The sequence below is a fragment of the Halarchaeum nitratireducens genome (genome assembly GCF_017874695.1).
GTDB lineage: Archaea > Halobacteriota > Halobacteria > Halobacteriales > Halobacteriaceae > Halarchaeum > Halarchaeum nitratireducens.
Map to the genome: position 1 here is coordinate 60,594 of NZ_JAGIKY010000008.1, position 14,313 is coordinate 74,906.

15 protein-coding genes are annotated in these 14,313 nt (G+C 68.9%); 9 read left to right on the forward strand and 6 right to left on the reverse strand.

Annotation, left to right across the window (positions count from 1 at the left end):
* Positions 1-102: 102 nt before the first annotated feature.
* Complete coding sequence (gene proS / locus J2754_RS09110; RefSeq protein ID WP_211087233.1) at positions 103-1,608, reverse strand: proline--tRNA ligase; 1,506 nt, start codon at positions 1,606-1,608, stop codon at positions 103-105.
* A 101-nt stretch (positions 1,609-1,709) separates the two neighbouring features.
* Between proS and J2754_RS09115 the strand changes: the two genes are divergently transcribed.
* Positions 1,710-1,862, forward strand: a complete 153-nt coding sequence (locus tag J2754_RS09115; protein ID WP_188877827.1) for a hypothetical protein — start codon at positions 1,710-1,712, stop codon at positions 1,860-1,862.
* A gap of 110 nt (positions 1,863-1,972) precedes the next feature.
* Here J2754_RS09115 and J2754_RS09120 read toward each other — a convergent pair whose 3' ends face one another.
* Complete coding sequence (locus J2754_RS09120; protein ID WP_211087234.1) at positions 1,973-2,452, reverse strand: DUF7984 family protein; 480 nt, start codon at positions 2,450-2,452, stop codon at positions 1,973-1,975.
* A 244-nt stretch (positions 2,453-2,696) separates the two neighbouring features.
* On the opposite strand from J2754_RS09120, the gene J2754_RS09125 reads away from it, so the two are divergent.
* Positions 2,697-4,616, forward strand: coding sequence for a beta-CASP ribonuclease aCPSF1 (locus tag J2754_RS09125; RefSeq protein ID WP_211087235.1), 1,920 nt, complete (start codon positions 2,697-2,699; stop codon positions 4,614-4,616).
* A 329-nt stretch (positions 4,617-4,945) separates the two neighbouring features.
* Entirely contained in the window at positions 4,946-5,329 is a 384-nt protein-coding gene (locus J2754_RS09130) for a methylglyoxal synthase (protein WP_211087236.1), read from the forward strand.
* Positions 5,330-5,345: 16 nt separating this feature from the next.
* Here J2754_RS09130 and J2754_RS09135 read toward each other — a convergent pair whose 3' ends face one another.
* From J2754_RS09135 to J2754_RS09145, 3 genes are read right to left on the reverse strand one after another with little or no spacing between them, the layout of a single operon-like run.
* Positions 5,346-6,161: an endonuclease III domain-containing protein gene (locus tag J2754_RS09135; protein WP_188877822.1), complete on the reverse strand. Its 816-nt coding sequence runs from the start codon at positions 6,159-6,161 to the stop codon at positions 5,346-5,348.
* A 48-nt stretch (positions 6,162-6,209) separates the two neighbouring features.
* On the reverse strand, positions 6,210-6,854 hold the full coding sequence (locus J2754_RS09140; protein ID WP_188877821.1) for an alpha/beta hydrolase: 645 nt from the start codon (positions 6,852-6,854) through the stop codon (positions 6,210-6,212).
* Positions 6,855-7,277, reverse strand: a complete 423-nt coding sequence (locus J2754_RS09145) for a DoxX family protein (RefSeq protein WP_188877820.1) — start codon at positions 7,275-7,277, stop codon at positions 6,855-6,857.
* A gap of 135 nt (positions 7,278-7,412) precedes the next feature.
* Here J2754_RS09145 and J2754_RS09150 point away from each other — a divergent pair, with 135 nt between their 5' ends.
* Both J2754_RS09150 and J2754_RS09155 read left to right on the forward strand, forming a co-directional pair.
* Positions 7,413-7,739, forward strand: coding sequence for a winged helix-turn-helix transcriptional regulator (locus J2754_RS09150; RefSeq protein ID WP_188877934.1), 327 nt, complete (start codon positions 7,413-7,415; stop codon positions 7,737-7,739).
* 507 nt (positions 7,740-8,246) lie between these two features.
* Positions 8,247-9,551, forward strand: a complete 1,305-nt coding sequence (locus J2754_RS09155) for an O-acetylhomoserine aminocarboxypropyltransferase/cysteine synthase family protein (protein WP_188877818.1) — start codon at positions 8,247-8,249, stop codon at positions 9,549-9,551.
* A 3-nt stretch (positions 9,552-9,554) separates the two neighbouring features.
* On the opposite strand, the gene J2754_RS09160 is transcribed toward J2754_RS09155, so the two are convergent.
* Complete coding sequence (locus J2754_RS09160; RefSeq protein WP_188877817.1) at positions 9,555-9,971, reverse strand: DUF371 domain-containing protein; 417 nt, start codon at positions 9,969-9,971, stop codon at positions 9,555-9,557.
* A gap of 277 nt (positions 9,972-10,248) precedes the next feature.
* Here J2754_RS09160 and J2754_RS09165 point away from each other — a divergent pair, with 277 nt between their 5' ends.
* The 4 genes from J2754_RS09165 to J2754_RS09180 all read left to right on the forward strand — a co-directional run bounded on the left by J2754_RS09165 (position 10,249) and on the right by J2754_RS09180 (position 14,279).
* Entirely contained in the window at positions 10,249-11,148 is a 900-nt protein-coding gene (locus tag J2754_RS09165) for a coiled-coil protein (protein WP_188877816.1), read from the forward strand.
* Between the two features lie 125 nt (positions 11,149-11,273).
* Positions 11,274-12,275 carry a signal peptide peptidase SppA gene (sppA, locus tag J2754_RS09170; RefSeq protein WP_211087237.1) on the forward strand — a complete coding sequence of 334 codons (1,002 nt, stop codon included), beginning with the start codon at positions 11,274-11,276 and terminating at the stop codon, positions 12,273-12,275.
* A 69-nt stretch (positions 12,276-12,344) separates the two neighbouring features.
* Positions 12,345-13,478 carry a DUF373 family protein gene (locus J2754_RS09175; protein WP_211087238.1) on the forward strand — a complete coding sequence of 378 codons (1,134 nt, stop codon included), beginning with the start codon at positions 12,345-12,347 and terminating at the stop codon, positions 13,476-13,478.
* Positions 13,479-13,514: 36 nt separating this feature from the next.
* On the forward strand, positions 13,515-14,279 hold the full coding sequence (locus J2754_RS09180) for a diphthine--ammonia ligase (protein ID WP_211087239.1): 765 nt from the start codon (positions 13,515-13,517) through the stop codon (positions 14,277-14,279).
* The last annotated feature ends 34 nt before the right edge of the window (positions 14,280-14,313 follow it).

Genomic DNA, 14,313 nt, shown 5'->3' on the forward strand with positions numbered 1-14,313 from the left:
CATCAGCACCTTAGGACATATAACCACAGCCTTAGACAGTATTAGGAGATAGGTATGGAAACAAACGAAAGCGGTCGAGTGGAAGGGGGAAGAACCGGGGGCTCAGTACGATCGGGCGAAGTACGCCGTCTCGACCGCGTCGTCGCCGCAGATCGTACACTCGTCGCCCGGTTCGTGGACCGCCTCCGCGCGGTGGGCGTTGTCGCGGTGGTCGCCCTCGACGGCCGATTCGTCGAGCGGGACCGCGACGATCTCCGCGTGGACCTTCTCCTTGATCGCCTCCTCGCAGGCCTCGTCGCCGCACCACGGCGTGCGGACGTAACCGCCGTGCTGGCCGATGGTACCCATGATCTCCTCCGGGCTGTCGGCCTCCCGGACGTTCTCCTCCAGGTTCTCCTCGGCGGCCGCGTAGAGCTTCGCGTACACCTCGTCAAGGTGCGCCTCGACGTCCTCGACGAGCGTGTCGCGCGCCGTCGTCGTCTGCTCGCCGTCGGGGCGGTGGACCGCGGTGACTTCCCCGTCCGCGACCTCATTCGGGCCGATCTCCAGGCGCAGGGGGACGCCCTTGAGCTCCCACTCGTTGTACTTGAACCCGGGGTTGCGCTCGTCGCGGTCGTCGAGGTGGACGCGGACGCCCGCCTCCTCCAGTTCCGCCGCGATCTCCGCCGAGTACTGGAGGACCGACTCCTTCGTGTCCTCCTGCCAGATCGGGACGATCACGACCTGCTCGGGCGCGACCGTCGGCGGCAGCACGAGCCCCTGATCGTCGGAGTGCGTCATGATGAGCGCGCCGAGCGCGCGCCACGAGAGCCCCCACGAGGTCGTGTGCGCGACGCGCTCCACCTCGTCCTCGTCGCTGAACGTGAGGTCGAAGGCCTCCGCGAAGGACTGCCCGAGGTTGTGCGACGTCGCGCCCTGCACGGACTTCCCGTCCGGCATCAGCGCCTCGACCGTGGTCGTGGTGTCCGCGCCCGGGAACTTGTCGTGGTCGGGTTTCGCGCCGCGCATCACGGGCATCGCGAAGACGTCCTCGTAGAGGCGCTGGTACTGATCGAGTCGCGTCAGGGTCTCCTCCCACGCGCCCGCTTCGTCCTCGTGGGCGGTGTGGCCCTCCTGCCAGAGGAACTCCTTCGTCCGGAAGAACGGCTTCGTCTCCGTGGCCTCCCAGCGGACGACGCTACACCACTGATTGAGTCTGAGGGGTAAGTCGCGGTGCGAGCGAACCCACTGGGCCATGTAGGGCGCGATGATCGACTCGGAGGTCGGGCGCACGGCGAGGCGCTCTTCCAGCTCGTCGTGTCCGCCGTGGGTCACCCACGCGACCTCGGGGTCGAAGCCCTCGACGACGTCCTTCTCGCGTTCGAGGTAGTCCTCGGGGATGAACAGCGGGAAGTAGGCGTTCTCGACGCCGGTCTCGTCGAACCACCGATCGAGGTTGTCCTGCACGCTCTCCCAGAGGCTGTATCCGCGCGGGCGCGTGACGATGAACCCACCCATCCCCTCCGGGGCGTAGCTCGCGAGTTCGGCCTTCTCGACGACCTCGGCGTACCACTCGCCGGGGTTGTACTCCTTCTGCTCGGTGATGCCGAGCTCCTGATCCTCACTCATTGTCGGTTTCGAGGCCGACTGCGGCCTTAAATCTCCTGAAGGGGCCCGCCGACCGGACGGGGGACAGGCTTAAGTGGCATGCGGACACATACCACGATGTAATGGGAGATACGAAGCGCGGTCGCGAACGGAAGGGCATGGGCAAACGCCAGCAGCGTCGCGAGCGCGAGATCTATCGAGCGCTCCGCGAGGACGACGGTCCGTCGGAGCCGTTCGTGCCCGAGGACACCGAGCTCTCCATCGGAAGCGACTGAGGGGGTCCCCGGCCGCGGCGTCCCCCGCCGCGGCCACCGTCGGTGTCGGTTACTGGTCTGGCGATTGTTTTCGCGCGCCGGGAAGGTAGGTCCCGGCGACGCGGTCAACGTCACGGTTCGAAGGTGTTGTCGCCGTCGCGCCACGCCCACCCGGGGAGTCGCGTCTGAACGCCCGCCGCGAGCGCCGCATCGAGATCGTCGAGTCCCGCACGGCCCGGCGTGTCCGCGACCGCCGTCACGTCCGCGTAGTGGAACGTCGCCTCCGCGAGCAGTCGGAGGGGCTGCTCGCCGGCGATCGTCGCGGCGAGCTCGCGGCCCAACAGCTCGTCCACGACGAACCCCGGGTAGTCGCCCCGGACGTCGAGCTCGCGGAGACAGAGCGCGAGTCCGGTGACGTTGACCGCCCGGTCCCCGTCCGCGAAGACCGCGTCGATCGCGTCGCGGTAGTCGTCGGCGTCGATCCCGGGCACGTCGGTGTCGAACGCCGCACCGAGGTCCGCGCGGACGGCGTTCACGACCGGAACGACCGCGTCCGCGCGGCCGCGGAGCCGCTCGCGTTCCGCACGGACCGTCGTCGGTGTCACGTCCATACCCCACCTCCCGCGGCGGCGACCGTCTACCTTGCGAAGGTGTTTTATAACCGCACGGGTATATAACTGGGCAAGCGGGTTTTCACGACTGCTCCCGCGGGATCCACGGGCATCTCCCGTGGGTCGACCGCACTCACTACGATGTCATCTCTCGGCCAGTCACCGAGCACGGGACGCGCGGCCGGGCCGTCTCGTCCGCGCCGCGCCGTGCCGTGACACCCCGACGAAGCCCGCCAAGTTCACTATGAGCTCCGTAGACACGCAACTCGAAGAACTACAACAGACGATCGCGGACGAAGTGCCACCGGACATCTCGGTCACCGAGGTCAAGTACGAGGGTCCCGAACTCGTCGTCTACACCCGCGACCCGAAGAAGTTCGCGGAGAACGGCGACCTCATCCGCCGACTCGCCTCCCAGCTGCGAAAGCGAATCACCGTCCGCCCCGATCCGGACGTCCTCTCCCCGCCCCGCGAGGCCCGCGAGGAGATCATGGACGTCGTCCCGGAGGACGCCGGCGTCACCGACCTCGACTTCCACGAGGACACGGGCGAAGTGGTCATCGAGGCCTCGAAGCCGGGCATGGTCATCGGCCGACACGGCTCGACCCTGCGCGAGATCACCCAGCGCGCGGGCTGGACCCCCGAGGTCGTCCGCACGCCGCCGATCGAGTCGTCCACCGTCCGGAACGTGCGGAACTTCCTGAAGACCGAGCGCGACGACCGACGCGACATCCTCGAAAAGGTCGGCCGACAGATCCACCGAGAGGAGATGTCCGACGACGAGTACGTCCGCATCACGACGCTCGGCTGCTGCCGCGAGGTCGGGCGCGCGAGCTTCATCCTCAGCACGCCCGAGACGCGCATCCTCATCGACTGCGGCGACAAGCCCGGGAGCGAGGACGAAGTGCCCTACCTCCAAGTCTCCGAGGCGCTCGGCGCCGGCGCGAACACCATCGACGCCGTCGTCCTCACCCACGCGCACCTCGATCACTCCGCCTTCATCCCGCTGCTGTTCAAATACGGCTACGACGGCCCGATCTACTGCACGGAGCCGACGCGCGATCTGATGGGCCTGCTCACGCTCGACTATCTCGACGTCGCGGCCAAGGAGGGACGAACGCCGCCCTACGACTCCGAGATGGTTCGAGAAGCCATCAAACACTGTATCACGCTCGACTACGGCGACGTGACGGACATCGCGCCGGACGTCAAGCTCACCTTCCACAACGCCGGTCACATCCTCGGGAGCGCCGTCACGCACTTCCACATCGGCGACGGCCTCTACAACGTCGCGTTCAGCGGCGACATCCACTACGAGGACACCCGCCTGTTCAACGGCGCGGTCAACGACTTCCCGCGCGTCGAGACGCTCGTCCTCGAGTCGACGTACGGCGGTCGGAACGACTACCAGACCGATCAGGAGGACTCCGAGCGCAAGCTCCTCGAAGTCATCAACGAGGCCTACGAGCGCGGGGGCAAAGTCGTCATCCCGGCGTTCGCCGTCGGGCGCTCGCAGGAGCTCATGCTCGTCCTCGAAGAGGCGATGCGCAACGACAAGATCCCGACCATGCCCATCCACCTCGACGGCATGATCTGGGAGGCCACCGCCATCCACACCACCTACCCCGAGTACCTCCGCGACGACCTCCGCGATCGGATCTTCCACGACGACGAGAACCCATTCCTCGCCGAGCAGTTCAACCACATCGACGGCGGCGAGGAGGAGCGCATGGACGTCGCCGAGGGCGAGGAGTGCATCGTCCTCTCCACGTCCGGGATGGTCACCGGCGGCCCCATCATGTCGTGGCTCGAACACCTCGGTCCGCAGGAGGACAACCAGATGATCTTCGTCGGCTACCAGGCCCAGGGGACGATGGGGCGGCGCATCCAGAGCGGGTGGGACGAGATCCCCGTCGGGGGCTCCGGGGGCCGCACCCAGCACCTCCAGCTCAACATGGACGTCGAGACCGTCGACGGCTTCTCCGGCCACGCCGACCGGCAAGGCCTCGAGAACTTCGTGCGCACGATGAACCCGCGCCCCGAGAAGGTGCTGTGCGTCCACGGCGACGAGCGCTCCACGCAGGACCTCTCGAGCGCGCTCTACCACGACTACAACATGCGGACGTTCGCGCCGAAGAACCTCGAAACGTTCCGCTTCCTCTGACTCTACCCGGCCGTTCACAGCGCCCCGGCCTCGCCGAGGCCGGAGGGCGAGCACGGCCCGACGAGACGGGCTCCGTCGGGGAGTCCATCACCGCGCGAGCGCGCGACGTTCCGGTGCACGCGAAGCCGCGTCTTCGGCGCGAGGCGACCGGCCGCCGTCAGTGGTCGGCGCCGCGTCCGCGTGCGAGAGGGCGTCGTCGTCTCGAACCGCGACTTCGCCCTCTCGTCACTGCGCGAGACCACTCGCCCGGTCAGAGCGCGAGGGCGGTCGCTGGCGCACGAAGGCGGTCGCGTACCAAGCTTCTTACTGCCACCACCCGGAGTGTCGATATGCGTATCGCGCTCATCGCGCACGACAAGAAGAAACCGGACCTCATCGACTTCGCGCAGAACCACGAGGAGCGACTGGCGCAGTTCGACCTCATCGGGACGGGGACGACGGGGAAGCGGATCATGGAGGAGACGAATCTGGAGGTGGAGCGCAAGGCCTCGGGACCGTACGGCGGCGACATGATGATCGGTGCGGAGGTGGCGGAGGGGACGTGCGAGGCGATCATCTTCATCCGCGACGTGCTGACCTCCCAGCCGCACGAACCGGACATCTCGGCGCTGTTGCGTATCTGCGACGTGCACGACGTCCCGCTGGCGACGAATCTCTCGTCGGCCGAACACGTCATCGACGGCCTCGCCGACGAGATCGGCGCGGACGAGTAGGAGCGGCCGCGGACGCTTAGTCGGTCGCGTCCGCGGGGTCGACGACGTCGCCGGCGTCGGGGTAGACGCCGACCTGCGCGCAGACGTCGGCCATCGGGCAGGCCTCGGGATCGTCGAGACACGCGGGTTTACGGGCGGTGCAGAAATCCCGACCGAACTGGATCATCGCCGTGTGGCCGAAGCCGCACTTCTCGGCGGGGAGCTCGCGCTCGATCGCCTCGCGGACGCCCTCGTGGTCGGCGTCAGGCGGCGCGAACCCCATCCGTCGCGCGATCCGATGGACGTGCGTGTCGACCGGGAAGACGCCGTCGCGCCCGCCGGCGAAGAGCAGGACGCAGTCGGCGGTCTTCGGCCCGACGCCCTTCATGTCGAGGAGAGCGGCGCGCACCTCGGCGTAGTCGGCCTCGCGGACGAAGCCGTCGAACGCGTCGGCGCCGCCGTACTCCGTCAGGACGCGCTCGGCGAGTCTGATGATCGTCTCCGACTTCTGGTTGTAGAGCCCGGCAGACGAGATCGTCTCGGCGAGGTCGGGCTGGTGGGCGTCCGCCAGCGCCTCGGCGAGGTCGGCGTCGCCGTCGGCGTAGCGCGCCATCAAGGAATCGTGGGCGGGCTGACTGGCCTCGTCGGACGTGTTCTGCGAGAGGACCGTGCGGACGAGGCACTCGAAGGCGTCCCGTCCGCCGTAGGTCTTCTGCCAGTAGCGCTCGCCGAGGCGGTCGACGACGCGTTCGACGAGCGGCGTGTCGGGATGGTCGCTCGCGTCGAAGGCCGCGCTCACGCCGCCGCCCGCGTCGCCCCCGGAGATGTTTCGAGTCGGCTCGTCGTCGCTCATGTGAGGAGGATAGCCGGCCGGCAGTAAAAGCGGGGCGGCCCGCGCCCGCTACGCGCCGAGGGCGTTCACGATGTCGTTCACGGCGTCGATCTCGTCCGCGAAGATCCCGTGCGGGGCGTCCGGGTAGAGACGCTCGTCGACGTCCGCCCCGAGGTCGCTGAGGACGGCGGTCGTCTCGCGGACGCGCTCTTCGGGGATATGAGGGTCGGAGTCGCTACAGCCGACGAACGCGGGCGTCCCGTCGAAGTCGCCGCCGTAGCGCTCGCGCTCGACGGTCTCGCCGATGAGGCCGCCGGAGAAGGCGGCGAGGCCGCCGTATCGGCGGGCGTCGCGCGCGGCGTACTCGGTCGTGAGACACGCTCCCTGCGAGAAGCCGAGCAGGAGGACGTCCTCGCACGCGATCCCGGCGTCCGTGAGCGTGCCGACGGCGCGCTCGACGGTGGCGAGCGCGGAGTCGAGGTGCGGCTGATTCGCTTCAGTCGGCGCGGTGAACGGATTTGGGTACCACGTCCGGTTCGCGGCCTGCGGGGCGAGGTACGCGACGTCGTCGCGCTCGAACTCCTCGGCGAGGCCGAGGACGCTCTGCGCGGTGGCACCGCGGCCGTGGATCAGCACCGCACCGACGCCGGCGTCGGCCGGGTCGGGACCCGCAGTGGCGAGTCCAGCGTCCGCGTGAGGGTCGGTGGCCGCCACCTAGAACACCCCGACGTTGAGGGCGTACTGCCAGTCGACGCCGCCGAGCGCGAGGAAGCAGAGCGCGCCGCCGGCGAGCCCGACGTTCTTCAGGAACGACGTCTGCTCGTCGCTCCGCTGGTCCTCGGGCGCGGCCCAGTAGTCGTGGATGGTGACCGCGGAGACGAGCAGGAAGACGGCGAGCGCGCCCGCCGCGAGCACCGGGAACGCGCCGACGACAATGGCGAGACCGCCGAGGACGAGCATCCCCCCGGAGACGAGGACGCCCGCCGTCGGCGCGGGGATTCCCTTCGACGCCGCGTAGCCCGCCATGTAGTCCGTCGCCCGGAAGTGGTTGAGCCCCATGTAGGCCAGCGTGAGCCCGAAGCAGAGCCGTGCGAGGAGGAAGATCTCGCCGGCAAGCGGCGTGTTCGCGATCGTCATCGCGACCCCCCGTCCGTCCGGCCGCCGATTCCGTTCCAATCCGCCGCGATGTCGTACACTGATTGCATCGTGTTACCTGATACGGTAGCGAACTACTTATTCCCCCGCGAACGTACCGGTAAGTAGGTGACATCCGTGTCAGTAGGCACCGAGATCGAGGCGGAGAACGAGGAGGCCTGTGCGGCCGTCGATTCGTTGGAGCTGATCGGCTCGCAGTGGCGACTCATCGTCCTCTACGCCCTCCAAGACGGCGAGAAGCGCTTCAACGAACTCAAACGCGCGACCGGCGCGAACGCGCGCACGCTCTCGCGCGTCCTCGACGACCTCGGTGACGCCGGACTCGTCTCCCGGCGCGTCGAGGAGGACGCGCCCGTCGCCACCTACTACGCCCTCACCGAGAAGGGCGGCGCGCTCTGCCCCGTCTTCGACGAGATCGAGGCGTGGGCGGACGAGTGGCTCTAGACGATCTTTTACTGCGAGCGCGCCTGCGGGCGCGCTCTGGCAAAAGCTCGGCCAAAAGCCCAGCGACCCACCTTCGGTGGGTCTCGGGCCTCGCGGCTTCGCCGCGAGTGAACCGCTTCGCTCGGGCTTTTCAAGCCACTCGCTCGCGGATGCTCGCCGCGTTGTTTGTCCGTCTTCGGTAGCGACACCCGATGAACAAGCCACGTGGCTAGCGTTCGGCAACCGAGCGGCTCGAGGAGTCCACGCGAGCGGAGCGAGTGTGGGCGAGCGAGAACTTTGTTCTCGCCCGGCGCCCGGAAGGTCGCCGATTCGCTCGCCGAAGGCGAGGCCGAGGAGGGTGCGAAGCACCCGACGACGGCTTTTGTCGTCAGAACGCCCCGCGTTCTGACTGAACAGTAGGAAGCCTCGCTTCCTACGGTGGCCGAGCTTTTACCAGAGCGTCCGAAGGGCGCTCGCAGTAAAAGGTCGTGGGACAGACTTTTGCTCGTCCTCTCAAATTGCGCCGGTATGGCCGAGGACGGAGCCGACGGCGAGCGAGGACTGCGCACGACGAGCGTTCACGCGGGCGCGAAACCCGATCCGGTGACCGGGGCGCGGGCGACGCCCATCTACCAGACGACGTCCTACGAGTTCGACGACGCGGAGGACGCCGCGGGGCAGTTCGCCCTGGAGAAACCGGGCCACATCTACGCGCGGTTGATGAACCCGACGGTGGACGTGTTGCAGGAGCGCCTTGCGGCGCTCGAAGGCGGGGTCGGCGCGGTGGCGACCGCCTCCGGGATGGGCGCGCTCAACCTCGCGACGTTCATCCTCGCGGAGGCCGGGGACAACATCGTCTCCGCCTCGGCGCTCTACGGCGGCACGTACACGTACCTCACGCACACCGTCGAGCGCCGCGGCGTCACCACGCGGTTCGTGGACACGCTGGACGTCGAGGCGTACGCCGAGGCGATCGACGAGGACACCGCGTTCGTCCACCTGGAGACGATCGGCAACCCCGCGCTCGTCACGCCGGACATCGAGGCGATCGCCGAGGTGGCCCACGAGCACGACACGCCGCTGCTCGTCGACAATACCTTCGCCACGCCGTATCTCTGCAACCCGATCGAACACGGCGCGGACCTCGTCTGGCACTCCACGACGAAGTGGCTCCACGGCGCCGGCACCACGGTCGGCGGCGCGATCGTCGACTCGGGGAACTTCGACTGGGCGGCGCACGCGGACGACTACCCGGAGGTCGGCGCGGACAACCCCGCCTACCACGGCGTGAACTTCGCCGAGCGCTTCGGCGACGCCGCGTTCACGTACGCCGCGATCGCGCGCGGCCTCCGCGATCTGGGCAATCAGCAATCGCCCTTCGACGCGTGGCAGACCCTCCAGGGCGTCCAGACGCTCCCCCTGCGGATGGAGCGCCACTGCGAGAACGCCGCGATCGTCGCGGAGTACCTCGACGATCACGACGACGTCGCGTGGGTGAACTACCCCGGCCTCGACTCCCACGAGACCCACGAGACGGCGAGCGAGTACCTGGACGGCGGCTACGGCGGCATGATCACGTTCGGCCTCGCGGCGGGCTACGACGCCGCGCGCGCGACCGTGGAGAACGCGGAGATGGCGTCGCTGCTGGCGAACGTCGGCGACGCGAAGACGCTCATCATCCACCCGGCGAGCACGACGCACCAGCAACTCACGGAGGAAGAACAGGAGGCCGCGGGCGTCACGCCGGACATGGTGCGGCTCTCCGTCGGCATCGAGGACCCCGAGGACGTCCTCGCGGACCTCGACCGGGCCATCGAGGACGCGACGGCGTAACGCCTAGTCGACGGTGAGCGTGACCGTCGCCTCGGCGCCGTCGGCGAGCGCGCTGACGAGGCCGCGATCGATTCCCTCGGCGGCGTGCGTTGCGTCGAGGAGGATCGTCCGGTCGTCGACGTAGTCGCTCGTGCGCCCGACCATGGAGCGGTCGCTCGCGTAGGTGAGCGCGGGGTCGCCGCGTCCCGTGACGGTGTGTTCGTGCCCGCCGGCTTCGAGCGTCGCCGTGATGGTCGCGTCGGCGTCGCTCGCGGCGGCGACGAACGCCTCGTCGAAGTCGGCGGGGGCGCGATCGGCCTCCACGGCGAGGATGCAGTCGCCGGCGGGCGTGAGGTAGTCGTCGGTCGTGACTTCGAACGTGCTCGCGTGCGCGGCGGTGACGTTCCCGTGACCGGACGCGCGGACGACCTCGCGGTGCATACGCCGCGTAGCCCGCGGGGGCTATTTCAGTCCGTCCGTTCGGCGCGACGGGGACCGGCGAGGGCGGTACGTACGCGTGGTGTGCTAGCTGTTTACAACACCTCAGACAGCGGAAACTTTAAGTGCGGAAACGACGTACAGTCTGGTACCAGAACGCTGCGGGCGTTCGTCAGCACCGCTCGAGAATGAACCGACGCTCTCCTTACGACGGGCAACAGGACACGACGAGCGGTCGCCGTACGCGACGCTCCGGCGGAATGGAACCGAGGATCAAACAATGGTAGAGGAAGCAACTCTCGAAGTATCCGACGCGGACGAACTGATCACCGACGAAGAGCTCCAAGAGAAGTCCAAGGGGCAGCTCATCAAGAAGGCGGGTCAGTTCCGCGACCGACGTAACGAACTCAACCAACTCGCTTCTTCGCGCGCCTCCGACCGCGACGACCTCAACGCCAAGACGCGCGAGAAGGTCGACGAGGCCCAGGAACACCGCGAGAAGCGCGACGAACTCAACGAGCGCGTCCAGGAGCACAAGGAGCAGCGCAACGAGCTGAACGCGAAGGCCAACGAGCTCTTCGACAAGGTCGACGAGCGCAAGGGCGATCTCGAACTCGACGAGGGCAAGGACCTCGACGAGCTCAAAGAGGACATCGAGCAGCTGGAGTTCAAACAGCAGACCGAGGTCCTCTCTCCCGAGGACGAGCGCGAGCTCATCGAGAAGATCGAGAACAAGCGCGAGGAGTACCAGACGCGCAAGGAGACCCTCGAGGACAACGACGACCTCGAAGACCTCGTCGACGAGGCCGAGGAGGTCCGCGCCGAGGCCTCGAACCACCACGAGAAGGTCACGGAGCTCGCCGACGAGGCCCAGCAGCACCACAACCAGATGATCGAGGCCTATCGGGAGGCCGACGACATCCGCGACGAGGCCGACGAGATGCACGAGAGCTTCGTCGAGGCTCAGGAGTCCGCCGACGCCCACCACGAGGCGTTCGTCCGCGTCCAGAAGCGCCTGCGCGAACTCGACAAGCAGGAGGAAGAAGAGCGCAAGGACGAGCGCGCCGCGAAGCAGGAGGAGGCCCGCGAAGAGGCCGAGGAGATCTACGAGCGGTTCAAGGAGGGCGAGACGGTCGACACCGAGGACCTCCGCAAGCTCCAGAAGTCGGGCCTGCTGTAAGCCCCGACGCCGACGCGACGTTTTTCCCCGTTTTTTCACCCGACCGGTAGTGGCCACGCGACGCTCCGCCTAACGCTTGACGCGTGACCCGTGTGTTTAGGTGACTCGCGACCCCGAGAGGCGATATGGACACCTTCGGGAAGCGAGCCGGGCGGGCTCTCCTCGTGCTGGGAGCCGTCTTCGTCGCGCTCGTCGTCGGCTGGACCGTCTTCGTGCGGGTGCCGAGGGACGTCGCCGACCTGCTCGGCGTCCTGCTCGTCCTCGGACTCGGGGTCGTCGTCTCGCGGGCGGCCGCGCGCGCCGGTCGGCGGTGGTTCGCCGCGTACGACGTCGCGGAAGTCGCGGTCGAGGGGCCGATCAGCCGCGACGGGAGCACGGGCGGGGTGACGGGCGGCGTGGTGACGCCGCCGGCCGACGCCGTCGTCGAACAGATCGAGCGGGCGGACGACGATCGGAACGTCGAGGGCCTGCTCGTGGCGCTGAACACGCCGGGGGGCGAGATCGTGCCGAGCGACGACATCCGGCTCGCCGTAGAGCGCTTCGACGGGCCGGTCGTCGCCTACGCGACCGACCAGTGTGCGAGCGGCGGCTACTGGATCGCGTCTGCGTGCGATCGGCTGTTCGCCCGCGAGGGCAGCCTCGTCGGAAGCATCGGCGTGATCGGCTCGACGGTGAACGCGACGGAACTCGCGGAGGAGCTCGGCGTCTCGTACGAGCGCTTCGCCGCGGGGAAGTACAAGGACGCGGGCCAGCCGCTCAAGAAGCTCGACGAGGACGACCGATCGTACCTCCAGGGGATCGTCGACGACTACTACGACGACTTCGTCGAGCGGGTCGCGGCGGGCCGCGGCCTCGATCCGGAGACCGTCCGGGAGACGGAGGCGCGCGTCTTCCTCGGCACCGAGGCGGAATCGCGCGGTCTCGTGGACGAGATCGGGACGGCGCGCGACGCCGAGGACGCGCTCGCCGACGAGCTGGGCCACGAGGTGACGGTGGAGGCGTTCCACGCGTCGCCCGGCCTGATCCGCCGGCTGCAGGGCGGCGGGCGCGCGCTCGCGCGGGCCGCGGGTGCCGGCGTCGCGGACGCGCTCGCCGGCGAAGACGACGGGGAGTTCCGTCTCCGCTGACGCGCGTGCGGCGCGCGAGGCGACGATGTGAGTCTTTTTACGCGCCGCGCGCGACGGTCGAACCGTTCGATGCGTACGTTGGTCGTGTGCGTCGACCGCGCGGGTGACGTCGCCCGGTCGACGGGAGTGGCGCTGCCGGTCGTCGGCCGGGACGCCGTCGAGTCCCTGGTCCTCGACCTCGGGCGTCACGACCCCGAGGACGCGACCGTCAACTGCCTCTTGGAGGCGTTGCGGGTCGGTGCGGACGTCGAGGACGGCGACGGCGAGGCCGTCGTCGCGGTCGTTTCGGGGTCGGCGGACACCGCCGTCGGGGCGGATCGCGCGCTCGCCGCGCAGCTCGACGAGCTCGTCGCCGCGCACGACCCGGACACGGCGGTGGTCGTGATCGACACCGCGGGCGATGGGGGCGTCGTCCCCATCGTGGAGAGCCGAGTCCCCGTGGACGCCGTCGACCGCGTCGTCGTCCGGCAGGCCCGCGACATCGAGAGCACGTATTACCTCCTGAAGCAGTTCCTCGCCGACGAGGAGCTCCGCGAGAGCGTTCTCGTTCCCCTCGGGGTCGTCCTCCTCGTCTTCCCCGTCCTCCTCACGGTCACGGGGAGCCTCGCGCTCGCCATCGCCTCGATCACGGCCGTCATCGGTGCGTTCCTCCTCTACAAGGGGTTGAGCGTCGACGAGCGTCTCGGAAGCCTCTCGACGCAGGCCCGCGAGGCGCTCTACTCGGGGCGGGTCTCCATCGTCACCTACGTCATCGCGGTCGGGCTGACGCTCGTCGGGGCGTTCGCGGGCGCGCTCGGCGTCTCGGGGCTCGGCGACGCGGGCGCGTTCGTCGCCGCGATGGCGTTCGTCTATCACAGCGTGCCGTGGCTCGCGCTCGCCGCGCTCGCGGGTGCGACCGGTCGGCTCATCGACGAGTTCATCCGGGAGGAGGGAGTGCGCGCCTCCTACCTCAACCTCCCCTTCGGCGCGATCGCGGTCGGCCTCGTCGTCCGGGGGTTCAGCGCGTACTTCGTCGAGCAGGCGGGTGTCATCCCGCCCGTGCACACGCCCGCGTTCCCGCTCGTCACGGCGGGGGCCATCTCGCCCGAGGAGCGCCTCACGGCGTACGTGTTGCTCGGCGTCCTCGTCAGCCTCGTCGGCATCCGGGTATCGAGTCGGCTCACCGCCGACGACCGCGACCGCGGCCGCGACGAGACGCCGTAGCGCGGGACCTTTAGCCGTCGGCGCGTACGGGGGCGTATGCACGACGGCGACGCGAACGGCGGAAGCGCGAGCGGCGGGGGCGCGAGCGGCGGCGAGTGGGTGGCGCTGTTCTCCGGCGGGAAGGACTCCAGCTGGGCGCTCTACGAGGCCCTGCGGGCGGACATGAACGTCACGCGCCTGCTCACGGTCCACCCGAGCGAGGACTCCTACATGTACCACGTGCCGGCGACGCGCCTCACGAGCCTCGCGGCGGAGAGCATCGGCATCGAGCACGTGAACGTCCGTCCCGACGACTTCGACGCGCCGAACGCGGTAGACGCGAGCGCGCAGGGCGACGCCGAGCTCGAACCGCTGGAGCGCGCACTGCGCGGCCTCACCGACGACTTGGAGAGGGGGCTCGCGGGCGTCACCGCGGGCGCGATCGAGAGCGAGTTCCAGACCTCGCGCATCGAGGCGATGGCCGATCGGCTCGGCTGCGAGGTGTTCGCGCCGCTCTGGGGGGAGGACACGCGCGAGCTCGGCGAGGCGATGCTCGATGCGGGATTCGAGATCACGATCCTCCAAGTCGCCGCGTACGGCCTCGACGAATCGTGGCTCGGCCGGACGCTCGATCGGGGCGCGCTCGACGAACTCGGCGCGCTCAACGACGAGTACGGCGTCCACCCGCTCGGTGAGGGGGGCGAGTTCGAGACGTTCGTCACCGACGGCCCGCACATGGATCGTCCGATCGAATTGGCGTACGACACCGTCTGGGAGGGGAACCGCGGTCACGTCGAGATCACCGACGCGCGGCTCGCGTGATCGCCGCCCGGCGCGCTCCGTGCGCCGTCTCGTC